Origin of the sequence: Blastococcus saxobsidens, assembly GCF_010682065.1 — a bacterium.
GTDB classification, from domain to species: Bacteria; Actinomycetota; Actinomycetes; order Mycobacteriales; family Geodermatophilaceae; genus Blastococcus; species Blastococcus saxobsidens_B.
The window spans coordinates 16,358-42,251 of sequence record NZ_JAAGWG010000004.1 but is presented as its reverse complement, the minus strand read 5'-3'; the positions used below and the strand labels follow the sequence as shown (position 1 = coordinate 42,251).

At 74.8% G+C, this 25,894-nt stretch carries 29 protein-coding genes; 10 read left to right on the top strand and 19 right to left on the bottom strand.

Features of this window, described 5'->3' with window-relative positions; all coding sequences use genetic code 11:
* Window positions 1-70: 70 nt before the first annotated feature.
* Together GCU60_RS03350 and GCU60_RS03345 are read right to left on the bottom strand one after the other, a co-directional pair.
* Window positions 71-451, bottom strand: a complete 381-nt coding sequence (locus GCU60_RS03350; protein WP_163202227.1) for a MerR family transcriptional regulator — start codon at window positions 449-451, stop codon at window positions 71-73.
* Complete coding sequence (locus GCU60_RS03345; protein WP_163202225.1) at window positions 451-1,929, bottom strand: SulP family inorganic anion transporter; 1,479 nt, start codon at window positions 1,927-1,929, stop codon at window positions 451-453. The genes GCU60_RS03350 and GCU60_RS03345 overlap by 1 nt, the downstream gene beginning before the upstream one ends.
* Window positions 1,930-2,070: 141 nt before the next feature.
* Between GCU60_RS03345 and GCU60_RS03340 the strand changes: the two genes are divergently transcribed.
* Window positions 2,071-2,547 carry a DUF1992 domain-containing protein gene (locus GCU60_RS03340; protein ID WP_163202223.1) on the top strand — a complete coding sequence of 159 codons (477 nt, stop codon included), beginning with the start codon at window positions 2,071-2,073 and terminating at the stop codon, window positions 2,545-2,547.
* Between the two features lie 2 nt (window positions 2,548-2,549).
* Here GCU60_RS03340 and GCU60_RS20885 read toward each other — a convergent pair whose 3' ends face one another.
* The 4 genes from GCU60_RS20885 to GCU60_RS03325 all read right to left on the bottom strand — a co-directional run bounded on the left by GCU60_RS20885 (window position 2,550) and on the right by GCU60_RS03325 (window position 3,873).
* Entirely contained in the window at window positions 2,550-2,678 is a 129-nt protein-coding gene (locus tag GCU60_RS20885; protein ID WP_275585405.1) for a hypothetical protein, read from the bottom strand.
* Complete coding sequence (locus GCU60_RS03335) at window positions 2,675-2,827, bottom strand: hypothetical protein (RefSeq protein ID WP_163202222.1); 153 nt, start codon at window positions 2,825-2,827, stop codon at window positions 2,675-2,677. The genes GCU60_RS20885 and GCU60_RS03335 overlap by 4 nt, the downstream gene beginning before the upstream one ends.
* Complete coding sequence (locus GCU60_RS03330) at window positions 2,824-3,387, bottom strand: DUF421 domain-containing protein (protein WP_163202221.1); 564 nt, start codon at window positions 3,385-3,387, stop codon at window positions 2,824-2,826. Before GCU60_RS03330 ends, GCU60_RS03335 begins: the two co-directional genes overlap by 4 nt.
* Window positions 3,388-3,456: 69 nt before the next feature.
* Window positions 3,457-3,873: a MarR family winged helix-turn-helix transcriptional regulator gene (locus tag GCU60_RS03325; protein ID WP_345770363.1), complete on the bottom strand. Its 417-nt coding sequence runs from the start codon at window positions 3,871-3,873 to the stop codon at window positions 3,457-3,459.
* A gap of 86 nt (window positions 3,874-3,959) precedes the next feature.
* Between GCU60_RS03325 and GCU60_RS03320 the strand changes: the two genes are divergently transcribed.
* From GCU60_RS03320 to GCU60_RS03310, 3 genes are all read left to right on the top strand, one after another.
* Window positions 3,960-5,804, top strand: coding sequence for an ABC transporter ATP-binding protein (locus tag GCU60_RS03320; RefSeq protein ID WP_239520381.1), 1,845 nt, complete (start codon window positions 3,960-3,962; stop codon window positions 5,802-5,804).
* Window positions 5,805-5,872: 68 nt separating this feature from the next.
* Window positions 5,873-6,952 carry an alkene reductase gene (locus GCU60_RS03315; RefSeq protein WP_163202220.1) on the top strand — a complete coding sequence of 360 codons (1,080 nt, stop codon included), beginning with the start codon at window positions 5,873-5,875 and terminating at the stop codon, window positions 6,950-6,952.
* A gap of 189 nt (window positions 6,953-7,141) precedes the next feature.
* Window positions 7,142-8,044 carry a GGDEF domain-containing protein gene (locus tag GCU60_RS03310; RefSeq protein WP_163202219.1) on the top strand — a complete coding sequence of 301 codons (903 nt, stop codon included), beginning with the start codon at window positions 7,142-7,144 and terminating at the stop codon, window positions 8,042-8,044.
* A 9-nt stretch (window positions 8,045-8,053) separates the two neighbouring features.
* Here GCU60_RS03310 and GCU60_RS03305 read toward each other — a convergent pair whose 3' ends face one another.
* The 5 genes from GCU60_RS03305 to GCU60_RS03285 form a co-directional block, all read right to left on the bottom strand.
* On the bottom strand, window positions 8,054-9,280 hold the full coding sequence (locus tag GCU60_RS03305; RefSeq protein WP_163202218.1) for an EAL domain-containing protein: 1,227 nt from the start codon (window positions 9,278-9,280) through the stop codon (window positions 8,054-8,056).
* Between the two features lie 101 nt (window positions 9,281-9,381).
* The gene (locus tag GCU60_RS03300; RefSeq protein WP_204261369.1) at window positions 9,382-10,032 is read right to left on the bottom strand and encodes an ATP-binding cassette domain-containing protein; all 651 of its coding nucleotides are present in this window, start codon (window positions 10,030-10,032) and stop codon (window positions 9,382-9,384) included.
* Entirely contained in the window at window positions 10,029-10,859 is an 831-nt protein-coding gene (locus GCU60_RS03295; RefSeq protein ID WP_163202217.1) for an ABC transporter ATP-binding protein, read from the bottom strand. The genes GCU60_RS03300 and GCU60_RS03295 overlap by 4 nt, the downstream gene beginning before the upstream one ends.
* A complete protein-coding gene (locus GCU60_RS03290; RefSeq protein ID WP_163202216.1) occupies window positions 10,849-13,557 on the bottom strand; it encodes an FtsX-like permease family protein in 2,709 nt (902 codons plus the stop codon). The genes GCU60_RS03295 and GCU60_RS03290 overlap by 11 nt, the downstream gene beginning before the upstream one ends.
* Window positions 13,558-13,632: 75 nt before the next feature.
* Entirely contained in the window at window positions 13,633-14,130 is a 498-nt protein-coding gene (locus GCU60_RS03285; RefSeq protein ID WP_163202215.1) for a hypothetical protein, read from the bottom strand.
* A gap of 142 nt (window positions 14,131-14,272) precedes the next feature.
* Here GCU60_RS03285 and GCU60_RS03280 point away from each other — a divergent pair, with 142 nt between their 5' ends.
* From GCU60_RS03280 to GCU60_RS03270, 3 genes are all read left to right on the top strand, one after another.
* Entirely contained in the window at window positions 14,273-15,406 is a 1,134-nt protein-coding gene (locus tag GCU60_RS03280) for a serine hydrolase domain-containing protein (protein WP_163202214.1), read from the top strand.
* 77 nt (window positions 15,407-15,483) lie between these two features.
* On the top strand, window positions 15,484-16,038 hold the full coding sequence (locus tag GCU60_RS03275) for a hypothetical protein (RefSeq protein WP_163202213.1): 555 nt from the start codon (window positions 15,484-15,486) through the stop codon (window positions 16,036-16,038).
* A 93-nt stretch (window positions 16,039-16,131) separates the two neighbouring features.
* Window positions 16,132-17,058 (top strand): oxidoreductase, encoded by a 927-nt coding sequence (locus GCU60_RS03270; RefSeq protein WP_163202212.1) that lies wholly within the window; start codon window positions 16,132-16,134, stop codon window positions 17,056-17,058.
* Between the two features lie 4 nt (window positions 17,059-17,062).
* Here the strand turns inward: GCU60_RS03270 and GCU60_RS03265 are convergent, their stop codons facing one another.
* The 4 genes from GCU60_RS03265 to GCU60_RS03250 form a co-directional block, all read right to left on the bottom strand.
* Entirely contained in the window at window positions 17,063-17,497 is a 435-nt protein-coding gene (locus tag GCU60_RS03265; RefSeq protein WP_163202211.1) for a hypothetical protein, read from the bottom strand.
* Between the two features lie 129 nt (window positions 17,498-17,626).
* Window positions 17,627-17,770: a hypothetical protein gene (locus GCU60_RS03260; RefSeq protein WP_163202210.1), complete on the bottom strand. Its 144-nt coding sequence runs from the start codon at window positions 17,768-17,770 to the stop codon at window positions 17,627-17,629.
* 35 nt (window positions 17,771-17,805) lie between these two features.
* Window positions 17,806-18,450: an NAD(P)-dependent oxidoreductase gene (locus tag GCU60_RS03255; RefSeq protein ID WP_163202209.1), complete on the bottom strand. Its 645-nt coding sequence runs from the start codon at window positions 18,448-18,450 to the stop codon at window positions 17,806-17,808.
* Between the two features lie 75 nt (window positions 18,451-18,525).
* A complete protein-coding gene (locus GCU60_RS03250) occupies window positions 18,526-18,993 on the bottom strand; it encodes a winged helix-turn-helix transcriptional regulator (protein WP_163202208.1) in 468 nt (155 codons plus the stop codon).
* Window positions 18,994-19,084: 91 nt separating this feature from the next.
* Here GCU60_RS03250 and GCU60_RS03245 point away from each other — a divergent pair, with 91 nt between their 5' ends.
* On the top strand, window positions 19,085-19,846 hold the full coding sequence (locus GCU60_RS03245) for an acyl-CoA thioesterase domain-containing protein (RefSeq protein ID WP_163202207.1): 762 nt from the start codon (window positions 19,085-19,087) through the stop codon (window positions 19,844-19,846).
* Window positions 19,847-19,890: 44 nt separating this feature from the next.
* On the opposite strand, the gene GCU60_RS03240 is transcribed toward GCU60_RS03245, so the two are convergent.
* Window positions 19,891-20,550 (bottom strand): response regulator, encoded by a 660-nt coding sequence (locus GCU60_RS03240; protein WP_163202206.1) that lies wholly within the window; start codon window positions 20,548-20,550, stop codon window positions 19,891-19,893.
* A complete protein-coding gene (locus tag GCU60_RS03235; protein ID WP_163202205.1) occupies window positions 20,547-21,680 on the bottom strand; it encodes a sensor histidine kinase in 1,134 nt (377 codons plus the stop codon). The genes GCU60_RS03240 and GCU60_RS03235 overlap by 4 nt, the downstream gene beginning before the upstream one ends.
* A gap of 181 nt (window positions 21,681-21,861) precedes the next feature.
* On the opposite strand from GCU60_RS03235, the gene GCU60_RS03230 reads away from it, so the two are divergent.
* Together GCU60_RS03230 and GCU60_RS03225 are read left to right on the top strand one after the other, a co-directional pair.
* A complete protein-coding gene (locus GCU60_RS03230) occupies window positions 21,862-22,737 on the top strand; it encodes an ABC transporter ATP-binding protein (RefSeq protein ID WP_163202204.1) in 876 nt (291 codons plus the stop codon).
* 11 nt (window positions 22,738-22,748) lie between these two features.
* Window positions 22,749-23,507, top strand: a complete 759-nt coding sequence (locus GCU60_RS03225; RefSeq protein ID WP_163202203.1) for an ABC transporter permease subunit — start codon at window positions 22,749-22,751, stop codon at window positions 23,505-23,507.
* Between the two features lie 70 nt (window positions 23,508-23,577).
* Here the strand turns inward: GCU60_RS03225 and GCU60_RS03220 are convergent, their stop codons facing one another.
* Both GCU60_RS03220 and GCU60_RS03215 read right to left on the bottom strand, forming a co-directional pair.
* Window positions 23,578-25,077, bottom strand: coding sequence for a uracil-xanthine permease family protein (locus GCU60_RS03220; RefSeq protein WP_163202202.1), 1,500 nt, complete (start codon window positions 25,075-25,077; stop codon window positions 23,578-23,580).
* Window positions 25,078-25,176: 99 nt separating this feature from the next.
* Entirely contained in the window at window positions 25,177-25,887 is a 711-nt protein-coding gene (locus GCU60_RS03215) for a DUF998 domain-containing protein (RefSeq protein ID WP_204261367.1), read from the bottom strand.
* Window positions 25,888-25,894: the final 7 nt, after the last annotated feature.

Sequence of the window (25,894 nt, the reverse complement as noted above, 5' to 3'; positions counted from 1 at the left end):
TCACCGTTCGGCGTGCACCCCGGCGGCACCGCGTCACACCCGTTCGGGGGCGGGTCGCGACCGGGTGTGGTCAGCCCAGCCGACCGGCCAGGTCGGCGGCGAACCCCTCGGCGATCGACAGCTGCTCCCGCAGGGCGAGCACCCGGGCGGTGGCCGCCTCGTGGAACATCCGCAGCCGGTCGGCCAGGACGGCGTCGCCGGGGCGCTCGGCCAGCTCGGCCAGCAGCGCCAGCAGCTCCTGCATCTCCTCGAGCGTGAAACCGAGCGGCTTCATCCGCTTGATCACCTCGAGGCGGGCGACGTCGTCGTCGCTGTAGAGGCGGAAGCCGCCGTCGCTGCGGCTGGTGGGGCGGACCAGGCCGTGCTCCTCGTAGAAGCGGATCGTGCGCAGGCTCAGGCCGGTGCGCTCGGCGACCTGGCCGATCTGCAGCAGACCGGTGCGGGCGGCCATCAGTGCCCCGCGCCCAGCTGGCCGGTGTGCCGCTCGAACCGGCTGAGCGAGTGATCGTCGAGGCCGACGATCTGCACGGTCTTCCCGCGGGTCGCGTACTTGTGGGTGATGGCGTCCAGCGCGGCGACGGTGGAGGCGTCCCAGACCTGGGCCCCGGAGAGGTCGATGACGACGTGCTCGGGGTCGTCGGCGTACTCGAACTGGGTGTAGAGGTCGTTGCTCGACGCGAAGAACAGCGCGCCGGCCACGGAGTAGCGCACCGAGCCGTCGGCCCCGACGACCCGGTCGACGTCCACCAGGTGCGCGATGCGCTGGGCGAAGAGCACGCAGGCGACCAGCACGCCGACCCCCACGCCGATCGCGAGGTTGTGGGTGAGCAGCGTGACCGCGACCGTCGACAGCATCACGGTGGTCTCGCTCTTGGGCATCCGGGGGATGGTCTGCAGGCTGTGCCAGTCGAACGTCGCGATGGACACGAAGATCATGACCGCGACCAGGGCGGCCATCGGGATGACGCTGACGATGTCGCCGAGGGCCACGACCAGCACGAGCAGGAAGACGCCGGCCAGGAACGTGGAGAGCCGGGTGCGGGCACCCGAGGCCTTCACGTTGATCATCGTCTGGCCGATCATGGCGCAGCCGCCCATGCCGCCGAAGAAGCCCGAGGCCATGTTGGCCACGCCCTGGCCCCAGGACTCCCGGGTCTTGTCGGAGTGGGTGTCGGTGATGTCGTCGACGAGCTTCGCCGTCATCAGCGACTCCATCAGCCCGACGAAGGCCACGCCGAGGGCGTAGGGGGCGATGACGCCCAGCGTCTCGAGGGTGAACGGGACGTCGGGCAGCAGGAAGAAGGGCAGGCTGTCGGGCAGCTCGCCCTCGCCGCCGACGTCGGGCAGGTCCCAGCCGACGGCCAGGGTGAGCGCCGTCAGCACGACGATCGCCACCAGGGGGGCGGGGACCACGGTGGTCAGCCGGGGGAGCAGGAAGATGATGGCCAGCCCGGCGGCGACCATCGGGTAGACCAGCCACGGCACGCCGATCAGCTGCGGGAACTGCGCGGTGAAGATCAGGATCGCCAGCGCGTTGACGAACCCGACCATGACGCTGCGCGGGATGAACCGCATGAGCCGTGCCACGCCGGCCGCGGCCAGCAGGATCTGGAAGATCCCACCGAGGATCACGGCGGCGAAAAGGAACTGGACGCCGTACTCCAGGGCCAGCGGGGCGACGACGAGGGCGATGGCGCCGGTCGCCGCGGTGATCATCGCCGGCCGGCCGCCGGTGAAGGCGATGACCACCGCCATGACGAAGGAGGAGAACAGCCCGACGCGCGGGTCCACCCCGGCGAGGATCGAGAAGCTGATCGCCTCGGGGATGAGCGCCAGTGCGACCACCAGGCCGGCCAGCACCTCGGTGCGGGCGACGCGGGGTTCCAGCCAGGTCGGGCGGGCAGGGCGGAGTGCAGGCAGGACGGACATGCTCCCGTTTCCGGTGGGGGTGGCGGCGTCTCCCCGGGCGACGGTGCGCGGGGGCGCGGATCGCCGTCCATCCTGCCGCACACCCGACTCTCACGTAAGAGGAGGGTGCTGAGTCGCCGGTCACTCGTACCGTGGGGGGTGATGGCCGAGCGGAAGCCGCCGGGGGTCTCCTACGAGACCTGGGTGGAGCACCAGATCGCCCGCGGGCAGGCCCGGGGCGCCTTCGAGAACCTGTCGGGGGCCGGCCGGCCGCTGCCGCGCGAAGCCCTGTCGGAGAACGCCTACGACTGGGCGGTCGCCAAGGCGCGGCGCGAGGGCGTCGACACCGCGGCGATGCTGCCACCGGGTCTGGCGCTGCGCCGGGAGCGCGACGAGCTGCCCCAGCGGGCCGCCAGGCTGGCGACCGAGGCGGAGGTCCGGGCGCTGGCCGAGGACTACGACGCGCGGGTGGAGGCCTTCTGGCGCCGTCCCGCGGAGAGCCGGTGGGCGCCGGTTCCCGGCCTGGCCGACGTCGACGCGCTGGTGGAGGGGTGGCGGCGGGACCGCCCACCCCCGCCGCCGGCGCCCGAACCCGCGCCGCAACGGGCGGCACGGCGCTGGTGGCGGCGCCGCCGCTGAGTTCAGTTCCGGTCGGCGTCGTCCTTCTTGGCGTCGTGCTCGCGGGTGGACATGCCTCCGTGGCCGCCCTCGTCGTGCTGGCCCGGGTGCAGGTTGTTGGTCTCGTCGTCGTCCTCGCGCGGCTCGGTCACGTGCCGAGTCTGCGGCCCGGGCGCGTTCTCCGCCCGGCCGGTCGGCTCCGGCGGAGCGCGACGAACTGGGCGGCGGCGAAGCCGGCCACGACCGCGCCCTGGAGGAGCAGCACCGCCCGGTCCGGGATCTCCCCGGGCGCCCGGGTCATGCCGGCGGACGCCGGGCGTCGTCCGGGGCGGCCGCGCGCAGCCGCTCCGCGCCGGGGACGTCGGAGAAGAGCCACGGGTCCAGCGGTTCGCCCTGCCGGATCACGCTGACCGCTCCGGTCCGCTCCAGCACGACGCAGCGCACCTCGGCGAGGTTCCGGATGCCGGCCAGACGGAGCTTCTGCCGCAGCTCGTCCTCGGCGACGTGCGCGGCCCGCAGATTGTCGGTCAGCGGCGTCGAGCCGGCCATGAGCAGCACGGGCGGGCGGTTCATCAGCCGGTCCACCCAGCGGTTCTGCCGCAGCCGGGCCAGCACGGTCTGCGTCGCGAACAGCGTGACGATCGCGACGACGCCGGTGGCCAGGGTCGGGTCGAGCAGCAGCACGGTCCGGCCGACGACCGCGCCCAGCGCGATCGCGCAGCCGAGGTCGAAGCTGGACATGGTGGCGAGGCTGCGCTGGCCCACGAGCCGGACGCAGAGCACCAGCGTCAGGTACATCGCGACCGTGGCCAGCACGACCAGTGCGGCCGTCCTCCCGTCGATCCCGAGCTGCTCCTGCATCGGACCTCCCTGGGGCGGCGACGGTCGGGCCGGCCCATTGTCGCCGGGTGGGCCGGCCCGGACCGGATCTCAGTCGGTCAGGCTGCGCAGGACCCGGGCCAGCGTCGCGCGGTCCTCGGCGCTCAGGCGGGCGAACAGCTCGGCGGAGTCCGCCGCCCGGGCGCGGCCGACCTCGCCGCGGACGCGGCGGCCCGCGTCGGTGGGCCGCAGGAGCACCGCCCGCCGGTCGCCCGGATCGGGGGACCGCTCGACCAGGCCGCGCTCCTGCAGCCCGTCGGCCACCTCGGTCGCCGAACGCGGGGCGATGTGCAGCGCCTCGGCCAGGTCCGAGAGCCGGACGCCGTCGTGCTCGCAGATCACCCGCAGGGCCCGGGCCTGGTGCGGGGAGAGGTCCCACGGGGCCAGGGCGTCGCGCCACCGGCGTCGCTGGGTACGGGCCACGCGCATGAGCAGGTCGCCCAGCTCTCCGGTCCCGTCGTCCGCCACGGGGGAATGGTAGCGAAGACGCGGCGGTTCCCACACGATGAGGTAACCTCAGCAATTGAGAGGCAGGAGGTGGCGGCATCAGCGAGATGATGACCAGCGGCGGCCGGGGCGGTGGCCCCGGTGGCGGCGGCGGAGGCCGCAGGCCCGATCCCGCCGACCGCGCCCAGCTCGAGCGCTCTCCCGTCCGCTGGAGCCGCGTCGCCGCGCTCTTCCGGCCCTACCGGTGGCAGCTCGGCGTCGTGGTGGCACTGATCGTGGCGTCCTCGGCCGTCGCCCTGGCCACGCCCTTCCTCATCCGGCTGGTCATCGACGAGGCCATTCCCGACCAGGACGTGCCGCTGCTGCTCTGGGCCGTCGGCGGGATGCTCGCCGTCACCGTGGTGACGGCGATCTTCGGCGTCGTCCAGACCTGGCTGTCCACCACCATCGGCCAGCGGGTCATGCACGGCCTCCGGACGGCGGTCTTCACGCACCTGCAGCGCCAGTCGCTGGGCTTCTTCACCCGCACCAAGGGCGGCGAGGTTCAGTCCCGCCTGATGAACGACGTGGGCAGCATGCAGTCGGTCGTCACCTCCACCGCGACGTCGTTCGCCTCCAGCGCCACGACCGTCATCGGCACCGCCGTCGCCATGGCCGTGCTGAGCTGGCGGCTGTCCCTGCTCTCGCTCGTGGTGCTCCCCCCGGCCGTGTGGCTGACCCGCCGGGTGGCCCGCATGCGCCGGGCGATCACCGCCCAGCGCCAGCGGCACCTGGCCGACCTGCACTCCCAGGTGGAGGAGGGGCTGAGCGTCAGCGGGGTGCTGCTGGGCAAGACGCTGGGCGCAGGTCCGGCGCAGTCGCAGCGGTTCGCCGGGACGTCGGAGTTCCTCGTCGACCTCGAGGTCCGCTCGCAGCTCGCCGGCCGTTGGCGCATGGCCACCATGAGCATCGTCTTCGCCGGGATCCCGGCGCTGATCTACCTGGCCGCCGGGCTGCCGGCGACGTCGGGCGGCATGACCATCGGCACCCTCGTCGCCTTCACCACGCTGCAGGGTGCGCTCTTCCGCCCGCTCATGCAGCTGCTCGACATCGGCGTCTCGCTGACCGCCTCCATGGCCCTGTTCAGCCGGGTGTTCGAGTACCTGGACCTGCCCGTCGACATCGACGACCCTCCCGCTCCGGTGCGGGTGGACGCCGCCGACGTCCGCGGCGAGGTGCGGTTCGAGCACGTCGGCTTCCGCTACCCCGACGGCGTGCGCCCCGCGCTGAGCGACGTCGACGTCGTCGTGCCGGCCGGCACGACGCTGGCGCTGGTCGGCGAGACGGGGTCGGGCAAGAGCACGCTCGCCTCGCTGGTCGCCCGGCTCAACGACCCGACCTCCGGGCGGGTGCTGATCGACGGCGTCGACGTACGCGAGATGCGGCTGGCCGATCTCGCCCGCGTCGTCGGCGTCGTCAGCCAGGAGACCTACCTGCTGCACGGCACCGTGCGGGAGAACCTGCTGCACGCCCGCCCCGACGCCACCGACGAGGAGATCGTCGACGCCGCCCGCCGCGCCCAGGTGCACGAGGTGGTCGCCGCGCTGCCCGACGGCTACGAGACCGTGGTGGGTGCCCGAGGGCACCGGTTCTCCGGCGGGGAGAAGCAGCGGCTGGCCATCGCCCGGACGCTGCTGCGCGACCCCCGGGTGCTGGTGCTCGACGAGGCCACCAGTGCGCTGGACAACGAGACCGAGCGGGCGGTGCAGGCCGCGCTGGACGAGGCGGCCCGGGGGCGGACGACGATCACCATCGCCCACCGGCTCTCCACGGTGCGGCACGCCGACTGCATCGCCGTCCTCGACGCGGGACGGGTCGTGGAGCAGGGCACGCACGAGGAGCTGATGCGGCGCGGTGGCCGCTACGCCCGGCTGGCCGGCATCGCCCAGCGGGACGCCGTCCTCAGCTCCTGAGCGGACGGCGCGGGCGTGAGGATCGCCGCATCCGGAATCCGGCCGGGACGGGGCAGGTTGCCCGCGACATGGACCTGTTCTCCCCCGTGCGGCTCGGCGACCTCGAGCTCGCCAACCGCGTCGTCATGGCCCCGCTCACCCGCATGCGCTCCGGTCGTGCCGGCATCCCCCGCGACATCGTCGTCGAGCACTACGAGCAGCGGGCCGGTGTCGGCCTGATCATCACCGAGGGCACGTTCCCCAACGACGAGTCCCGCGCCTTCGCCGGGCAGCCGGGCATCGTCACCGACGAGCAGGTCGAGGGCTGGCGGAAGGTCGCCGACGCCGTGCACGAGCGGGGCGGGCGCGTGGTCATGCAGGTCATGCACGGCGGGCGGGTCTCCCACCCCGAGCTCACCGGCACGCGGGTCGTCGCACCGAGCGCCATCGCCATCCGCGGGGAGGTGCACGTCGGCGGCGGCGTGAAGCAGCCGTTCCCCGTGCCGCACGCCCTCACCACCGAGGAGGCGCGCGCGACGATCGCCGACTTCGTCGCCGCCTCGGAGCGCGCCGTGGCGGCCGGGCTGGACGGCGTCGAGCTGCACGCCGCCAACGGCTACCTGCTGCACGAGTTCCTGTCGCCGGCGTCCAACCAGCGCGACGACGTCTACGGCGGCAGCCCGGAGAACCGCGCCCGCTTCGTGATCGAGGTGGCCACCGCCGTGGCCGAGGCCGTCGGCGCCGGCCGGGTCGGCATCCGGATCTCGCCCGAGCACAACATCCAGGACGCCCTGGGGACCGACCGCGAGGACGTGCTGGCCACCTACGGCGCGCTGATGGACGGGCTGCGGCCGCTGGGCCTGGCCTACCTCAGCGTGTTGCACGTGGAACCAGGCGGCGAGCTGGTCCAGGAGCTGCGCCGCCGGTTCGGCGGACCGCTGATCGCCAACAGCGGCTTCGGCCGGGTCACCACCCGCGGGGAGGCCGTCGCGCTCATCGACGACGCGCACGCCGAGGCCGTCGCCGTCGGCCGCCCGGTCCTCGCCAACCCCGACCTCGTCGAGCGCTGGCGCGGGGAGCACCCGGAGAACGAGCCGGACGCGTCGACCTTCTACGCGTCCGGGCCGGAGGGCTACATCGACTACCCGGCCCTCGCCGCCGCCCGCTGAGTCGCTGCGGACGGCCGGGCCCACCCCCGGCCGTCCGCGCCGTCCGCGTCCCCGTGTGCGGACCCACGTTAGGAACCCCCCGGTCACTGGGCAGCTCAGGAAGGGTCCCGCCCAGCGCACGATCGACGTACCGTCGCGGCTCCCGGGTCCGGAACAGGTCCGTCCGTCGAGCTCGAGGAGCGTCATCCGATGACTGCGCAGGGCGGCCAGGCCCCGAGCGCCGGCCCCTCGCAGGCGCGGTTGGCCCAGGCCTTCGTGGACGCCGTGGAGGCGCTCCTGTGCATCGTCGACCACGACGGCCGGATCCTGCTGACCAACCCGGCGCTGCAGCGGTTCACCGGGCAGGACGCCGAGACGCTCCGGGGCAAGCCGTTCTGGGACGTCTGGGTCGCACCGGAGGACGTGGCCCTCGCCGAGCAGGCCGTGCACCTGGCGATGGAGAGCGGGCGCGCCTACCCCCAGGAGGGCGACTGGCTCACCCGGGACGGCGAGCGGCGGCGGGTCACGATGCGCAACACCGTGCTGCGCGACGACGACGGGGTGCCCTACGGGATCGCCTGCGTCGGCCTGGACGTGACCGACGACCGGGCGCGGGAGGCACGGCTGCGCCACCAGACGCGGACCGACGTGCTCACCGGCGTCGCGAACCGCGGCGCGCTGTTCGACGCGCTGCACGCCCGGCTGGCCGATGCGGGCAGCTCCGGCTGCGGGCTGCTGTTCTGCGACCTCGACCAGTTCAAGACGGTGAACGACGAGTACGGCCACGCGACCGGGGACCGGTTGCTGGCCGAGGCCGCCGCGCGGCTGGCCGACGTGGCCGGGCCCGAGCACCTGGTGGCGCGGTTCGGCGGCGACGAGTTCGTCATCCTGTGCCCGCACGCCGACGAGGCCGAGCTGCAGGAGCTGTCCCGGCGGGTCGTCGCCCGGCTGGGGGAGCCGTTCCCCGGCCCGGAGGGGCCGCTGGCGATCGGGGTGAGCGTGGGGGTCGCGGTGGGCAGGCGGGGGGAGTCGGCCGACGCCGTCGTCGCCCGCGCGGACCGCGCGATGTACGGGGCGAAGAGCAGCCTCCGCCGCCGGAACCCGCGCGGCTGACCGGCGGGGTCAGACCTCGGCGGCGGCGCGGAGCGCTCGGCGGGGGGCCGGGACGCGGGGTGCGTCCGCGGCGCGCAGCGCCTCGGGCGGTCCCGGGCGACCGAAGTGCCAGCCCTGCCCGTGGTCGACGCCCAGCTCGCGCAGCCTGCTGTGCTCCGCGGCGGTCTCGACGCCCTCGGCGACGACCTGGACGTCGCAGCCGTGCGCGAACTCCGCCAGCGAGGCGACCAGCTTGGCCAGCACCGGGTCGGTGTCCAGACCGGTGACGATGCTGCGGTCGATCTTGATCACGTCGGGTGCGGTGACCACGATGTGCCGCAGCGAGGAGAAGCCGGCACCGACGTCGTCGATGGCCAGCCGCAGGCCGGCGGCGCGCAGCGGGGCCAGGGCGGCGGTCAGCGCCGCGTAGTCCTCGACCTGGTCGTGCTCGGAGAGCTCGAGCAGGATCCGGTGCAGCGGCAGCCGGGCCAGCAGCTCGCCGCACTCGTCGGTGAGCAGCGTGGCGGGGGAGACGTTCATGGCGACGTAGCCCTCGACCCGGTCGAGCAGGGTGGCCGCCCGCTCCAGGGCGAGCACCTCCAGCCGGTGGCCCGCGCCGATGCTGTGCGCCTCGGCGAAGCAGACGTCGGGTGCCATGCCCCAGTCCCCGGGGAAGCGGCTGAGCGCCTCGGCGCCCACGCGCTGCCCGGTGGCGAGGGCGATGATCGGCTGCAGCACGACGGTGGGCCCGCCGGCGGCGATCAGCGGGTCGAGGCGGGCGGTGATCTCCTCCCGGCGTTCCTGCGATCGGACCTCCGGCTCGATGATCACGGCGGCGGCCGAGGCGAGCACGTCCATCAGCGCCTTGTCGCGCGTGGTGAGGTCCTTGTCGGTGGTGAGCCCGGCGGCGCAGAAGGTGCCGTAGAGGCTGCCGTCGCTGAGGGTGACCGGCACCGAGACGTAGCTGCGCAGCCGCGGCATGCGGGCGGCCGGGAGCTTCATCGCCTCGGGGAAGTCCTTGAGGTTCGGCACGACCTGCGGGAGCTTCCGGTCCAGGATCGCCTGGCAGAGGGTGACCTCCTGGCGCTGCTGGTAGCCCTCCTGGAAGAGGAACGGCACCGAGGTGTCCACGACCTCCAGGTGCTGGGTGGTGCCGTCGAGCCGGCTCAGGAACGCGACGCTGAGGCGGAGGGACTTGCGCGCGGTGTGCAGCAGGTCGGCGATCTGCTGCTCCGCTGCCGAGCGTCCCCTGCTCACGTGCCTCCCTCCGTCGTGCCGTCTCCCCCTGATCGGCCGGGGCAGGTCGGCTCTGGAGCGGATTCACCCGGCCGGATGGGGCTGGCTCCCGCCGGCGGCGGTCAGCCGGGGACGACGCGGCCGTCGTGCAGCCGCACCACCCGGTCCGCGGAGGCGATGACCACCGGGTCGTGGCTGGCCAGCAGCACGCCGCAGCCGGTGGCCGCGCAGTGCTCGCGCAGCGTGCCCAGCACGTGGGCGGTGAGGTCCTCGTCCAGCCGGCCGGTGGGCTCGTCGGCCACGAGGAACGCCGGGCGGACGACGAGCGCCCGGGCCAGGGCGGTGCGCTGCTGCTCGCCGAGGGAGACCTCGTCGGGCATGCGGGCGGCCAGGTGGGCCAGCCGCAGGGTCTCCAGGGCGCCGAGCGCGGCGGCGTGCGGATCGGGCAGCCCGGCCAGCCGTGCCGGCATCGCCACGTTGTCGGCCAGCGTCAGCTCGTCCAGCAGACCGAACCGCTGGGGGACGACGGCGACCGTCGTCCACGCGGCGCTCTCCGGCGCGCCCGCGCCCGGGACGGACACCTCGCCGGCGTCGGGGGTCTCCCAGCCGAGCAGGCAGTTGAGCAGCGTGGTCTTGCCGGAGCCGGACCGGCCGAGCAGCGCGACCATCTCGCCGGCCCGCACCTCGATGCCGACCCCGCTCAGGGCGTGCACCTGCTCGCTGCCCCGCCGGTAGCTCTTGGACAGGCCGGTCCCCCGCAGCGCGGCGCTCACGAGGGCTCCCGCAGGACGACGCCGTCGTCGGTGACGTCGATGAGCACGCGCCGGGCGGCGAACCGGGCCAGCGCCTCCTCGGGCAGCTGCAGCCGGCCGTCGCCGTCGATGACCGCCAGCCGGCGGCCGGCCACCTCCTCGTGGGAGACCGCGCCCGAGCGCAGATGGATCACCTGGTCGGCGGCGGCCGCGGCCAGCGGGTCGTGCGTGGCCATGACGACGGTGGTACCGGTGCGGGTGAGCTCGGAGACGGCGCTGAGGAGGTCGGCGGTGGTGGCGCTGTCCAGCTCGCTGGTGGGCTCGTCGGCGACGACCAGCGCCGGCCGGCCGATCACCGCCTGGGCGAACGCCAGCCGCTGCTGCTCGCCGCCGGAGAGCTGGCCGGGCAGGTGGTCGGCGCGGTCGGCGATGCCGAGCAGGTCCAGCAGCTCGGCGCCCTCGCGCCGGGCCTCGGCGCGGCCGACGCCGCGGAAGCGGGCGGCCATCGCCAGGTGCTCGTGCCCGGTGAGGTGCGGCAGCAGGTTCTGCGGGGGGCGGGCGAAGACGTAGCCGATGTGCCGGCGCCGCAGCGCCCGCAGCCGCCGGGCCGACAGGCCGGTGAGCGGGTGGCCGGCCACCTCGGCGCGCCCGGCGGTGGGCCGGTCCTGCGCGGCGAGGATCTTCAGCAACGAGCTCTTGCCCGATCCCGAGGGGCCGGTGATGGCGGTCAGCCGCCCGGCGGGGACGACCGCGTCCACGCCCTTGAGCGCGTGCACCTCGCCGCTGGGCGACCAGTAGATGCGGACCAGTCCTTCACAGGTCGCCGCGGGGGTCGCGTCATGTCGCATCGCGCATCACCTGTCCTCCGGTGGCCCGCCGGGCGGTCCGGCCGACCAGCCAGGAGCCGACGACGGTGACGAGCACGACGCCGCCGCCCACCGCGGCGATGCTGCCCCACGGGACCGCGAACACCGCCTCGGGCTCGAGCGCGGGCACCGGGTCCAGCACCCGGAGCACCAGGGCCGAGGCGGGCAGCGCGACGGCGACGGCGACCAGCGCGGCGAGCCCGGCGAGCAGCCCGATCTCCAGGCCCGCGGAGACGTCGGCGGCCCGGCGCGTCATGCCCATCCGGCGCAGCAGCAGGCCGGCAACGGTGCGCCGCCGCTGCTGGGCGACGGCGTGCATCGTGACGCCGACCAGCCCCAGCACGCCGGCGGCCAGGGCGACGGCGCGCAGGTAGTCCAGCGACCAGGTCTGCGCGGTGAGCTCGGGGCGGGCGGCGAACGCGTCGGCCGTCGTCAGCCGGTCCTGGGCCGACGGCACGTAGCCCGCGGCGGCGAGCGTCTCCAGGACGCCCTCGGGCTCGCCCCGCGCCCAGGCCTCGCGGGCCAGCACCAGGGCGGGGTCGCGCCCGGCGTCCTCGACGGCGGCGAGGTAGGCGTCCCACTCGGCGACGACGAGCGGCTCGCTGGAGCTCTGCCCGGGAAAGGCCTCGGCCCGCCCGACGACCTGCGCGGGCAGCGAGTAGTAGCCGAAGTCGAGGGTGACCTCTCCCCCGGTGCCCTCCACCAGGCCGTCGGCCACGTCCCCGGCGATCAGCACCGGCACACGCGGACCGTCGGCGCCGGCCAGCGCGTCCATCAGCTCCTCCAGCGGGCGGTCGGCGAGGCCGGCGTCCCAGCGGACGACGCCGGCGACCTTCTCCGGCCGGACGACCAGCACGTTCACCCGGGCGTCGCCGGGCAGCAGCGTCGTCTCCCGCTCGACGCCGACCACCATGGCGTCGGCCGGCAGCTCCCGGCCGGTGGTGTCCGCACCCAGCGGGACGACGACGTCGCTGCCGGTGGCCACGGCCGCCTTGGTCGCGATCGTCCGGTCGGTGGAGGAGCCGAGCGCCCCGGCGTAGACGACGAGGCCCAGCGACAGCGCCGTCGTCACCACCACCAGCCGGGCGGCCCCCTGCCCGGCGAGCACCCGCCGGGCAGCGAGGAACGGGCCCACGGGCAGCCGGCGGAGGCGGTCGCCGAGCAGCTCGGCCAGCCGGGGGAGCACCGCGGTCAGCGCTCCGGCGACGACCATCGTGATCAGCAGCGGCACGACGAGGGTGAGCACGTCGACCCCGCGGCCCTCCTCCGCGGGCTCCGCGGTGAGCAGCGGCACGGCGGCGACGACGGCGAGCACGGCGGTGACCGCCAGCCACGGCACCCGGCCGAGCAGCTGGGCGGCCGGCCCGCTGCCGATGGAGTCCAGCCGGGTGATCAGGACGGCGGTCACGACGGCGACGACGGCCAGCGCGGAGACCCCGCCCGCCGCCAGGACCACCAGCGACCGCCCGAGGACGCCGGGCGGGAACGTGTCGCCCGGGCCGAGCCGCTGCACCAGCAGCCAGCCGATCGCGCCGCCGGCGGCCAGCCCCACGAGCACGGGCAGCAGGGCCTCGCGGGCGGCCACGCCGGCCCCGCGGGCGGGGGAGAGGCCGCGGGCGACCAGGGAGCGGAGCTCGTCCTCGCGGCGGCGCATGCGCTGCCCGGCCCAGGCGCCCACCAGCACCAGCGCGGCGGCGCCGCCACCGATGCCGACCGCGCGCACCGGCGGCTCGAGCAGCGTGACCGTGGTGTCGACGGTGTCCAGCACCGCTGGGAGGGCGGACCGGCCCACCGGCGTCTGGTAGCCCTCCTCCTCGACCAGTCGGGAGAGCTCGGACTCCGGCGAGGCGAGCGCGGCCTGCATCCGCTCGCCGGCGCCCACGGCGTCGCGGGCGGTCTCGACCGGCAGGCCCGGCTCCAGCGGGAGGAACCACTCCAGGAACAGGTGCTCCTCGAGGGCCGCCGCGGTGGTCACGGCGGTGTCCCGCGAGGCGAGCACGACCGGGGGTGGGTACACGAGGTTGCCGCTGCGCTCGTCGAGCCGGGGGAGGAACAGGAAGCTGTGCTGCTGCCAGCTCGCCGGCAGGGGCGCCACGAGGTCGGCGTAGACGCCGCCGACGACCAGCTCCGCCCCGCCCGGCCGCTCGGCGGGCGTGACCGGCAACCGGTCGCCGGGGCCGAGGCCGGTCCGCTCGGCCATGCGCTGCGGGATGAGCACGCCGGTGCTGCTGGCCGACCCCGCGACGACCTCCACCCCGTCGAACGCGCCGGTGCGGAACACCAGCTGGGCCGGGCCGCTCCCCTCCGGGCCGATGGCGATCATCGGGTCCATCAGGAAGCCGATGGTCTCCGGCAGCCCGAGGCCGTCCTGGTCGACGCGGGCCCGGCGGGCCGCCTGCTTGATCGCCTCGTCGAGCTCGACGGCCCGGCTGATGCGGGTGTCGGAGGTGCGCTGCCGGCGGGCCTGGGTGGTGGTGCCCAGCGTCGCGCCGAGCACGGCCTCGCTCAGCCGGTCGCGCTCCTGCTCCCAGGCACCCTGCTCGGCGGCGGCGACCATCAGCGGCGCGGACACCAGCGCGCTGGCGAGGACGACGACGAGCGCGACCAGCCCCAGCGCCTGTCCCGGCACCGGCAGCAGCCGGAGACGCAGGTGGCGCAGCGCCGACCGGATCCTGATCATCGGCGGGAACCTATCCGTGGGGCCGGACGGTTCAGGTGCCCCGGGGCGATGTCGTTGCCGAGTCGTTGCCCGGGCTCACGGCCACTCGGCGGGGGGTGTGCGCCGGCCCAGCTCGGTCGGCAGGGGAACGGCGAAGCCGTCGGGCGTCGCGTCGGTCCAGCGACCAGGGTCGGCCAGCAGGGCCCGCGCGGCCCCGGGCGGGACCAGCGGCAGGTCGGCGACGTCGTAGTCGAGGTCGACCGAGGGGTCGTAGAAGGCCTCGGGTGGGTGGTCGATGTCCTGGCGCAGCTCGACGAGGCCGGCGTCGAACCAGCGGAGCAGCACCTCCGAGCAGGCCGCCGGCTCGAACGGTCCCCACATGTCCGTGCCGTCGACGAAGTCGCCCTCGTGGACGTCGAACAGCCAGGTGTCGTGCCGCACCGCGAGGTGCATCGCCGCCCGCACGTCGGCGCCGTCCGCTGCGGGAGCCGGCGGCCGCCCCGTCCACCGGCGCCGCCCGGTGGGGACCATGCCGGGGATCTCGGGCCCGGCGTCGTCCGCTCGTCCGAACAGCCGGCCGAGGAATCCGACCACCGTCGCACCGTCCCTCCGTGTCCGTCGCGCGTCCGCGCCCGGGAATCATGCCGGGCGCGACGGTGCTGCGACGCCCCATCCGCCGTGATGTGATCGTCGGCGAGGCACGCCGACGACGTCGTGCCCGGAGCGAGGGGGGCTGATGGCCGAGGTCCACGGGCAGTGCGACGAGCGGTTCACCGGGGTGCGGGAGGCGCTCGCGCAGCAGCTGGACGGCGAGGAGCTGGGGGCGTCGGTCGCCGTCGACCTGGACGGGGAGACCGTCGTGGACCTGTGGGGCGGCTACCGGGACGAGGCGCGGACGCAGCCCTGGTCGGAGCACACGATCGTCAACGTCTGGTCGACGACGAAGTGCGTGCTGTCGCTGGCCGCACTGATGCTGGTGGAGCGCGGCGAGCTGGACCTCTACGCGCCGGTGGGCGACTACTGGCCCGAGTTCTGCGCCAAGGGCAAGAAGCACGTCCAGGTGCGGCACCTGCTCTCGCACACCTCGGGGGTCTCGGGCTGGGAGCAGCCGTTCTCCATCCGCGACATGTACGACTGGCCGTCGGCCACCGAGAAGCTGGCCCAGCAGCGGCCCTGGTGGGAGCCGGGCACGGCCTCGGGCTACCACGCCAACAACCAGGGGCACCTGGTCGGCGAGGTGATCCGGCGGATCACCAACACGACGTTCAAGAAGTTCGTGGCCGACAACATCGCCGACCCGCTGGGCGCGGACTTCCAGATCGGGGCCCGGGAGTCCGAGGTGTCCCGGATCGCGCCGGTGGTGCCCCCGCCGCCGCCCGACGTCGACCCGCGCACGCTGGACCCCGAGTCGGTGGGCGTGAAGACCTTCACCGGTCCGACGGCGAAGGCGGGCGCGGCCAACACACCGGAGTGGCGGGCCGCCGACCTCGGCGCGCTGAACGGGCACTCGAACGCCCGCGGCGTGATGAAGGTGCTGCGCACGCTCTCGCTGGGCGGCTCCGCCGGCGGCGTGCGGCTCCTGTCGCCGGAGACCGTGGAGAAGGTCTTCGACCAGCAGGCCGACGGCGTGGACCTGGTGCTGGGGGCGCCGTTCCGCTGGGGGATGGGCTTCTGCCTCGGCTCGCCGACGGTGCCCTACGTGCCGGAGGGCCGCACCTTCTTCTGGGGCGGCTGGGGTGGCTCGCTGGTGGTCTGCGACCTCGACCGGCGGCTGACGATCAGCTACATGATGAACCGGATGGGCGGCGGGCTCGTCGGTTCACCGCGCAGCGAGGCCTACGTCCGCGCCGTCTACGACGCCCTCGGCTGAGACCGGAGGGGCCGCCGCCAGGGTGACCCGTGCCGCCGCATGCGTGCCGGCTGACCAGGTGGGATAGGTAGCGGGACGTGGAACTCGACGACGTCCTGCCGCGCCCGGAGCACGTGACCCGGCAGTCGCGGTGGATCGCCGCCCCACCGCCGGTGGTGTGGGAGGCGCTGCACGCCGTCCGGCTGTCCGAGCTGCCGGTGACGCTCGCGCTCTCGGCCGCGCGGTTCCTCCCGGTGGTGCTGTCCGGTGGCGGCGTCGGCCAGCTGCACGACCGGGCCTTCCTCGACGCGCTGCCGGTGCCGCTGCTGGGCTCGGAGGCGCCGACGGCGGTGGTGTTCGGCGGCGCGCTCCAGGCCTGGCGGCCGTCCGGCGGGGAGGGCGGACCGGTCCTGGACGCCGAGCACTTCCGCCGGTTCACCCAGCGCGGGTGGGTGAAGGCGGCGATGGACTTCCGGCTGACGCCGCGGAACGGCGGCACGGAGCTGAGCTCGGAGACGCGGGTGATGTCGACCGACGCGGAGGTCCGCCGCCGCTTCGACCGCTACTGGCGGTTCGTGCGGCCGGGCAGCTCGGCGATCCGCTGGGAGGTCCTGACCGCGGTGGAGCTGAAGGCCACCGGCCGCCTGCCCTGAACCGGTTGCGCCCAGAAGTACCCCTCGGGGGCATCCAAGGGGTCTTCTCCTGCGCAATCGCCTTTGCCGGCCTCCGTCGGGGAGGATCGAGGCGTGACCTGGACCGAGAAGGACATCCCCGACCTCAACGGACGCACGGCGGTGGTGACCGGCGCCAACGGCGGGCTCGGCTTCCAGACGGCGCTCGCGCTGACCGGCGCGGGCGCGCACGTGGTGGTGGCCGCCCGCGACCCCCAGAAGACGACGGCGGCGGTGGCGCGGATCGCCGAGCGCTACCCCGCGGCCTCCCTCGAGGTGGTGCCGCTGGACCTCGGCGACCTCGCTGGCGTGCAGACCGCCGCCGAGACGGTGTTGGCGCGGCACGAGCGGCTCGACCTGCTGGTCAACAACGCCGGCGTGATGGCGATGCCGCAGCGGACGACGGTCGACGGGTTCGAGATGCAGCTCGGCGTCGACCACCTGGGGCACTGGGCGTTCACCGCGCACCTGCTGCCGGCGCTGCTGCGGAGCGACTCGGCGCGGGTGGTGACGGTGACCAGCACCGCGCGGTTCATGGGCGGCCCGCTGGACCCGGCCGACCCGCACATGACGCGGAAGTACCGGGCGTGGGGCTCCTACGCGCGGGCCAAGATGGCCAACTACCACTTCGGGCTCGGGCTGCAGCAGCAGTTCGAGCGGGCCGGGGTGGGCGCGCAGAGCCTGATCGCGCACCCGGGGCTGTCGAACACCGACCTGCAGGCGCGGACGGTGCGCGAGGGTGGCGCCGGCTGGATCGGGGCCATCGCGCACGCGATGACGGCCCGCTCGGGGATGACGCCGCTGGAGGGCGCCAGGCCGCAGCTGCGCGCCGCCACCGACCCGGGCGCCCGCGGCGGGGAGCTGTACGCGCCCCGGTTCGGCTCGCACGGCCCGCCGGTGCGCCGGCCGATCCTGCGCCGGTTCGACCTGCGGAAGCAGATCGACGTGCTGTGGCAGGTGTCCGAGCGGGAGACCGGCGTGCCGCTGCTCGTCGCCGGCTGAGGTCTCAGACCCAGGCGGCGTCGGGCGCCATGCCGGCATCGGTCGGGGCGAGGCGCAGGAAACCGTCGCCGGGGCTGCCGGTCCAGCGCGACGGGTCGGCCAGGACGGCGCGGGCGATGCCCGGCCCGTCCTCGACGCGGTAGCGGCCCTGGTGCCACGCGCGCCACTCGGCGACGTTCTGCGGGCGCGGGGCGTCGTCCGGGGGGTCGGTGTAGAGCTCGACCAGCCCGGCGTCGAACCAGGCGAGCAGCTGGCGGGAGCACTCCGCCGGGTCCCAGGGGCCGTGCTCGTAGCCGCCGTGCCCGTCGGACAGGCCCAGGGGGACCTCCCAGAGCCAGTGCTCCTCGACGACGGCGAGGTACATCTGCTCGACGAACTCCGACGGGCCGTCCCCGGGAACGGGTGCTGGGGCGGCCCCGGCTCGCGTGGGCTCGGCCATGGTGCCGAACGCTGGCAGAGGCGGCGCGGCTCGGCAACAGCAGTCGGGGCGGTAGTGCTGGTACCGGCCGGCGTTCCCGCGGGAACGCCGGCAAGGTGAGCGCCTTGCGCGGGCGTTCCCGCGGGAATGTCAGTCGGCGTTGGTGAAGCGGGCGCGCCGGTGCGCGGGCTGCTCGATCTCCTGGAGGACGAAGGCGAAACGCTCCAGGCCCACGCGCAGAGGCCACGGCTCGGACCGCGACGGACGGTGGCGTTCCCGCGGGAACGTCGGCAAGGTGCGCGCCTTGCGCGGGCGTTCCCGCGGGAACGTCAGTAGGCGACGGTGAAGCGGGCGCGCCGGTGCGCGGGCTGCTCGATCTCGTCGACGACGGCGGCACCGAAGTCCTCGCCGCCGATGAAGGAGGTGCCCTCGTCGTCGGTCAGCAGCACGTCGTCGGCGACCCGGTACGTGCCGCGGCGCTCGCCCGGCGCGAAGCCGCCGAAGGCGGCCGGCGGGCAGAGGTAGAACCAGTCGAGCGTCTCGGGCGCGGCCCGGAGGTCGTCGAGGGCGGCGGCCATCTCGAGGCTCTCGGGGCGGTACTCGGCCGGGAAGTCGGGGGTGTCGAAGAGCAGCGGGCCACCCTCGGCGACGTGCAGCGAGCCGGCGCCACCGATGACGCCGAGGCGCACCCCGGCCTGCTCGGCGTCGGCGATCAGCGCCGCGATGCCGGGCTGGACCGAGCCCGCCATGTCGCCACGGGGTGCGACGGCCACCACGACGACGTCGGCCTCGGCCAGGGCCTTCGCGCGGATGTCGGCGTCGAGCAGCGAGCCGGTCAGGTAGGTGACGCCGTCGAGCGGCTGCTCGGGGACGCTCCGGCTGACGGACGTGACCGTGTGGCCGCGCCGGACCGCCTCGGTCGCGATGTTGCTGCCTGCGTAACCGGTTCCGCCGAACACGCTGATCCGTGCCATGTCTGTGCCTCCGTCGTCGAGTGCGTGCCGGGGCAACACGGGGCAAGTGGTTGAGCATTCCACCAACCGCTCGGGTCAGCGGGGAAGCGGCCCGTGCCCCGGCTCGCTGTGGTCGGGCACGTGGCGCTCGGTCTCCCGACCGATCCGTTCGCCGCAGACGTCGCACACCCACGAGGCGGCGATGCGGTGCCCGTGGTGGTGCAGCTCGACCGGCGGGGTGTCGGCGACGTGCCGGTCGCCCCACTGCATGAGCGCCTGGAGCACCGGCAGCAGGTCGAGACCGGATCGGGTCAGGTGGTAGTCCGCGCGCGGCGGGTTCTGGCTGTACTCGCGCCGCTCCAGCACCCCGGCACCCACCAGGGCGTTCAGCCGCGCGGTCAGCCGCTCCCGGGGTGCTCCGGTTCCGCGCAGGATCTCGCTGAACCGGTGAGCGCCCAGTGAGACCTCTCGGACGATCAGCAGGGCCCACCGGTCGCCGACGACGTCGAGGGCGCCGGCGATGGAGCAGCGCCTGCCCGGGAGCTCGTCCAGTCGGGTCGCCATGCCATCAGGTTCGCATACCGAACCGACTCGTGTAGCGTCTGTCGCACCCGGTTCGAATATCGAACCAACCAGTCGTCGCCCGGAGGACCCCATGGATCTCGCCACCCCGGCCACCCTCGAGCGGACCGGCCTCGTCTTCGGCCCTACCTGGCGCTCGTTCACCAGCACCCAGGGCGGGCTGGTCGTGGGCCACCTGCTCCAGGCGGCGGCCGACCTCGCGGGCGCGGCCCCGCGCGCGGTGACCGCCCACCTGCTCGGCGGCGTGGCGACCGGCGTCGAATCGGTGGTGACGGCGGCAGCCGATCGCAGCGGCCGCACCGGGAGCATCCGCAGCGGGCTCACCCAGGACCGGGTCCTGCTCGCGTCGGCCCAGACGCTCACCCTCGCCCGCCCGGCCACCCCCGGGATCGAGCACTGGGCACCGGACGAGCTGCCGCAGGTCGCCGACGGGGAGCCGGTCGAGCTGCCGCGCGACTACGTGCCGGTCGCCGAGCACATCGAGGTCCGGGCGTTGGGCGCCACCCGGCCGCTGGGTGGGGGCACCGAGCCGCGGCTGCACGCGTGGGCGCGCATCCGGGGTGTCGAGCTGGAGCCGCTGGTGCAGCTCGGGCTGCTGCTCGACGCGCTGCCGCCGTCGCTGTTCGCCGTCCGCACCGTGCCGGCGGCCATGCCGACCGTCGAGCTCACCGCGCACCTGGCGCGTCCGGCGCCGGAGCCGGGCGCATGGGTGCGGATCGACCAGCGGACCGTGTGGTGCGACGCGGACGTGGCGATCGACGACGTCGAGCTGCGGGCCGAGGACGGAGCGCTGGTCGCCCGCGGCCGGCAGACCCGGCGGCTGCTCGGCCCCTGACCGCCTCCCGGTCGGGAGCCGCTCGGGGCGAGCGGGCCCGGCGGTCAGCCCTCCAGCAGCCCGGCCTCGTGGGCGAGGATGGCGGCCTGCGTGCGGTTGGCGAGGTCGAGCTTGGTGAGCAGCCGGGACACGTAGGTCTTCACCGTCGCCTCGCTGACGAACAGCCGCTTCCCCAGTTCGGCGTTCGACCCACCGCTGCCCAGCAGGGTGAGCACCTCCCGCTCGCGCTCCGACAGGCTTGCGACCCTGCGCAGGGCCTCCGCCCGCCGCGGCGCGGCCCGGCGGTCGACGTAGGCGTCGATGAGCGCCGCGGTCACCTTCGGGGAGAGGGTGGCGGTCCCGTCGGCGACGGACCGGACGGCGGCGGCGATCTCCCGGGGCGGCGTGTCCTTGAGCAGGAAGCCGGCGGCGCCCGCGGCCAGGGCGGCGTGGACGTACTCGTCCACGTGGAAGGTGGTGAGGACGGCGACCTGCGGCGGCTCCGGCAGGGCCAGCATGCGCCTGGTCGCCTCCAATCCGTCCATCACGGGCATGCGGATGTCGGTGAGCACGACGTCCGGGCGGAGCTCGCGGGCAGCGGTCACCCCGTCGGCGCCGTTGCCCGCCTCGCCCACCACCGTGAAGCCGCCCGCCGCCTCCAGCACCGTGCGCAGGCCGAACCGCACGAGCTCCTCGTCGTCGACGATCAGGACCCGGATGCTCACGTCGGCAGCACCGCCTCGACCCGGAAGCCACCGTCCAACCTCGGTTCCGCGGTCAGCCGGCCGCCCAGGGTGCGCACCCGTTCCCCCAGCCCCACCAGCCCGTAGCCGCCGCCGGGCGCAGGCGCGCCGATCCGCGACGCCGGCCCGTTGAGCACCTCGACGACCAGCTGACCCTCGGCGTGCGCCACGCACACCTGCACGTCCGCGCCGGGGGCGTGCTTGCCGGCGTTGGTCAGGGCCTCCTGCACGACCCGGTAGGCCGCGCGCCCCACGGCGGCGTCGACCGGCACCCCGGTCTGCCCGGTGAGCCGCACCGACAGCCCGGCCTCGCGGGCCCGGGCGAGCAGCGCGGGCAGGTCGTCGAGGCCCGGCTGCGGGCCCAGCGGCGCCTGGTCGTCGATGTCCTCCGCGCGCAGCACGCCGACCATCTGCCGCAGCTCGTCGAGCGCCTGCCGTCCGGCGTCCTGCACCTGCCGGGCCAGCTGCTCGACGCGCGCGGGATCGCCCGCGGCCATCTCGATGGCGCCGGCCTGCAACGCCATGAGGCTCACCCGGTGCCCGACGGCGTCGTGCATCTCCCGCGCGATCCGGGTGCGCTCGGTCAGCACGGCGTCGCGAGCCAGCAGCTCCCGCTCGGCCTCGGCGCGCTCGGCCCGGTCGCGCAGCGCCGCCAGGAGCTGCAGCCGGGTGCGCTGCCACACCCCCAGCGCCCCGGGGAGGACGACGAGCAGCGCGGCGGTGGCGCCGCCGGCGAGCCACTCGTTGAAGGTGTCGTGGTCCCACGGCTGCAGCGCGGCCAGGCCGCCGAGCACGCCGGCTGCCGCGCGGATGCGCCACGAGCCCACGTACCGCGCGACGGCGTAGGAGGTGACCAGCAGGCCGGTGGAGATGTCGATCGCGGCGAGCGCGGCGCCGACGCCGAAGGGGACCAGTGGAGCCCGCCGGCGCAGGAGGAGAAGGAGGAAGCCGAGCAGCACCGCGACGAGGACCAGCAGGAGCGAGCCGAGCGGGCCGGGGTTGAGGGCGGCCACCTCGAAGGCGACCACCGCCGCGCAGGAGACGGCCACGTGCAGCTCGAGCCAGACCCCGCGCGCGCCGAGACCCGGCCACAGGCGGTCGCGGACCCTCATGGCCGGAGCGTATTTCCCGGCGCGGTCCTGGCGGGTCGCCCGCGAGTGGACTCCTGGATCGACTTTCGGATGACGGCGCTCCGCCGTCCGGCGACCCCAGGTCGCTCCCCGCGGCCGACGCGCGGGGCCCCGCCTCCTCGGCAGATTCGTGGTCACCACCCGACGAGCTGCGGAGGCTCCCATGATCACGGTCAGCGGACTGACCAAGAGGTACGGCGAACGGACCGTCGTCGACGACGTCTCGTTCACCCTCGAACCCGGCACGGTCACCGGCTTCCTCGGCCCGAACGGCGCGGGCAAGACGACGACGATGCGCATGATGACCGGCCTCGTGCCGGCGTCGTCGGGCACCGCGACCGTCGAGGGGCGGCCGTATCCCGAGCTGCCCAACCCCGGGGCCGTCGTCGGCACTCTGCTCGACGCCGGTGCCGTGCACCCCGGCCGCACCGGCCGGACCCACCTGGCACTGCTGGCGACGGCGATCGGTGCGCCTGCGTCACGGGTGGACGAGGTGCTGTCGATGGTGGGGCTCGCCGACGCCGCCGGACGGCGCGTGGGCGGCTACTCGCTCGGCATGCGGCAGCGGCTCGGCATCGCCGGCGCGCTGCTGGCCGACCCGCCGGTGCTGATGTTCGACGAGCCGGTCAACGGCCTGGACCCGGAGGGCATCCGCTGGATGCGCGACCTGCTGCGCGGCCACGCGGCACGGGGCGGCACGGTGCTGCTCTCCTCGCACCTGCTGGGCGAGGTCGAGCACACGGTCGATCGGCTGCTGGTGATCGGCGGCGGCCGGATCGTCGCCGACGGCCCGGTGGCGTCCCTCCTGGGTGCCGACGGCGCGGCCGTGCGGGCGCTGGACCCCGTCGGCCTGGCGGCCGCCCTGGAGGCGGGTGGGTTCCACGTGGAACCCGGGGACGACGGCGCGCTGCTCGTCCCCGGCGCCCATCCTGCCGCCGTCGGAGCGGTGGCCGCCGCAGGCGGTCACGTCCTGGTCGACCTGCGCCCGGTGCAGCGCGGCCTCGAGGACCTCTTCTTCCAGCTCACCTCGGCCTCGTGAGGAGCCCCGACATGACCACGACCCTGACACTGACCGCCCCGCGCTCCGACGTCCCCGTGCGCCGGACCGCTCCGTCACTGCCGACGCTGGTCGGCCTCGAGATGCGCAAGTCGCTGTCCCACCGCTCGGGCAAGGCCTTCGCCACCGCCGCGGTGCTGATGGGCCCGGTCGGGCTGGCGCTGGCCGCGCTGGACGCCGAGTTCGGCTGGGTGGCCGGCCCGATGGGCGTCGTCGCGATGATGACCGGGCTGGTGATGCTGGCCCTGGGCGTCGTCTCCACCGCGGGGGAGTGGACCCACGGGACCGTGCAGACGACCTACCTGCTGGTGCCGCAGCGCGGCCGGGTGCTCACGGCGAAGGCCGGAGCCGTCGCGCTGCTGGGTGCGGCGTTCGCGGCGGTGGCGGCGGCCGCGTCCATCGGGGTGATCGCCCTGGTGGGCGTCGACGACCTCAACTGGACCGGATGGCAGCAGTCGGTGGTCGCCACCGTGGCCGCCGGTGCGGTGTTCGCGGTGATCGGCGCCGGCATCGGGGCGGCGACGGCGAACACGACGGCCGCGCTGACCACGCTCTACCTGCTGGTCCTGGGGGTGCTCCCGCTGGTGCGGGTCGGCAAGCCGGAGCTGGGCGACGCCGTCGACCCCGCCCACGCGGCCATGCTGCTGAGCCAGGGATCGGAGGAGACGCGCTCGATCCTCATCCTGACCGGCTGGGTCGTCGTCGCCTCCGTGGCCGGCTGGGTCCTCGCCCACCGCCGTCCGGTGCAGTAGCAGGTCCACGCAGGTCGAAGGCCCTCCCGGACGGATCCGGGAGGGCCTTCGACGGCGTGGGGCGAACCGGTCAGCTCGCCGGGCGTTCCGTGGAGCCGGACGTCGCCGCCACCTCGTCGCCGGGCACGTGGCCGAAGGTGGAGCCGGCCGCGGGGTGCGGGCCCTCGCGCAGCAGCGAGGCCTTCATCTCCGCTGGGGCCAGCGCCCGCGCGACGTGCCAGCCGACCACGGCGACGATCGTGCCGAGCGCGATGCCGCCCAGGGAGAAGTCGTCGCTGAACCGCAGCAGGGGGGCGTCGTTGCCCGAGTTGCCGACCGCGATGACGATCCCGGCCGCCAGCGGCACCAGGTTGATCGGGTTGGCGAAGTCGACGCGGTTCTCCTTCCAGATCTTCGCGCCGAGCAGGCCGATCATCCCGTAGAGCACCACGGTGATCCCGCCGAGCACACCGCCGGGGATCGCGTTGATCAGCGCGCCGAACTTGGGCACGAGGCCCAGGGCGATCGCCACCAGGGCGGCCACGTAGTACGCCGCCGTCGAGTACACCCGCGTCGCCGCCATGACGCCGATGTTCTCCGCGTAGGTGGTGGTGGGAGAGCCGCCGACCGAGGTGGCCACCACGGTGGTCACGCCGTCGGCGAAGACGGCCCGGCCGATCATCGGGTCCAGGTCGCGGCGGGTCATCTCGGCCACCGCCTTCACGTGCCCGGCGTTCTCCGCGACGAGCGCGATCACCGCCGGCAGCACGAGCAGCGCGAAGTTGACCGAGAAGCTCGGCGTCGTGAAGGAGGGCAGCCCGAACCACGGGGCCTCGCTCACGGCGCTGAAGTCGACCCGGTCGTGGCTGAACGCCGTCGCCAGGCAGTACGGGCCCTCCTGGTCGCAGGCGGCGCCGGCGGCGTCGCGCAGGTTCTGGCCCGGCAGCACCGAGGTGATCGGCCCGGCGGTCGCGTCGAGCAGGATCGAGAGCAGGTAGCCGAAGACCAGCCCCAGCAGGATCGAGATGCGGGCGATGAAGCCGCGCAGCAGCAGGGCGGCGACGATGACGAACGCCATGGTCGCCAGCGCCACCCACTGGTCCTGCAGCCAGTAGGTCGCCGTCGCCACCGGCGCGAGGTTGAAGCCGATGAGCATGACCACCGCGCCGGTGACCGCCGGAGGCAACACCTTGTTCACCAGGCGCACGCCGGCCAGGTGGATCAGCACACCCGCCAGCGCCAGGGCGACGCCGCTCACCAGCAGTGCGCCGAGCACGTCCGACGTCGTCCCGCCCGCGGCCCGCACGGCGACCACGCCGCCCACGAACGATGCGGAGCTGCCCAGGTAGCTGGGCACCTTCCCCTGCACGATCAGCAGGAAGATGATCGTCGCGAACCCGCTCATCATGATCGCGAGGTTGGCGTCCAGGCCCATCAGCAGCGGGAAGACGAACGTCGCCCCGAACATGGCGACGACGTGCTGCGCGCCGATCCCCACCGTGCGCGGCCAGGTGAGCCGTTCCTCCGGCGCCACGGCCTCACCCAGCGGCGGCGTCTTCCCGTCCCCGTGCAGCTTCCAGCCCAACGCCATCGTCTGCCTCCTCGACCTGCGCCAACGCCCGTGACCCCTACCGGGCGAGGCGCATCGTCCCACCGACCGGCGGGTGCGCCGGACAGGGGCGGTGAGGTGTCAGACGCGCGGGCGCGTGGGGTGCGGGGTGCGCCGGTAGAGGTGCACCGAGACCGCCGCGAGCCAGGCCCAGCCGGTCGCGACCCCGATCCAGAGCCCCAGCACGGCGAGGGCGGACGTCGCGCCGCTCGCCACGCCCAGGAATCCCGCGAGGACGACGGCGCCGGCGACCACCGAACTCCACGCCCACCCGCGCCGTCCCTCGCGGCCGAACCGGCGGGCGAGGGCGGCGGTGGCCCCGACCAGGCAGGCGAAGCCGAGCCCGCCGGCCGCCAGGTGCAGCACCCCGGCCAGCGACGTCTCCACCGGTACGCCGGCCGGTGTGCCGAGGGGGAAGCCGTCCATCGGGTCGGCCACGAAGATCCCGCCCAGGACCAGCGCTGCTCCGTAGCCGCCGAGCAGCGGGCCGGCCCAGGAGCGGCCCCCGCGCAGCGCCCGGTGGACGCCGACCGCGGCGGCGATCGTCGTGAGGCCGGTGACGATCAGAGTGGTGACGTGGATCCAGCCCAGCGGGCCGTTGGCCAGCAGGCTGAGGCTGTGTCGGCTGAACTCGAAGCCGTCGCGCGTGAGCCCCTGGATCACACCGGAGCCCAGGTACACGAGCCCCGCGAGCGGCCCGTAGCCCAGGAGCAACCGCGTCACGGCCGAGGGCCGGTCCCAGCACTCGCCGTCGGTGATCCGGACGGTGGTCGCGCTCGCCTGCATGGTCATGACCGGG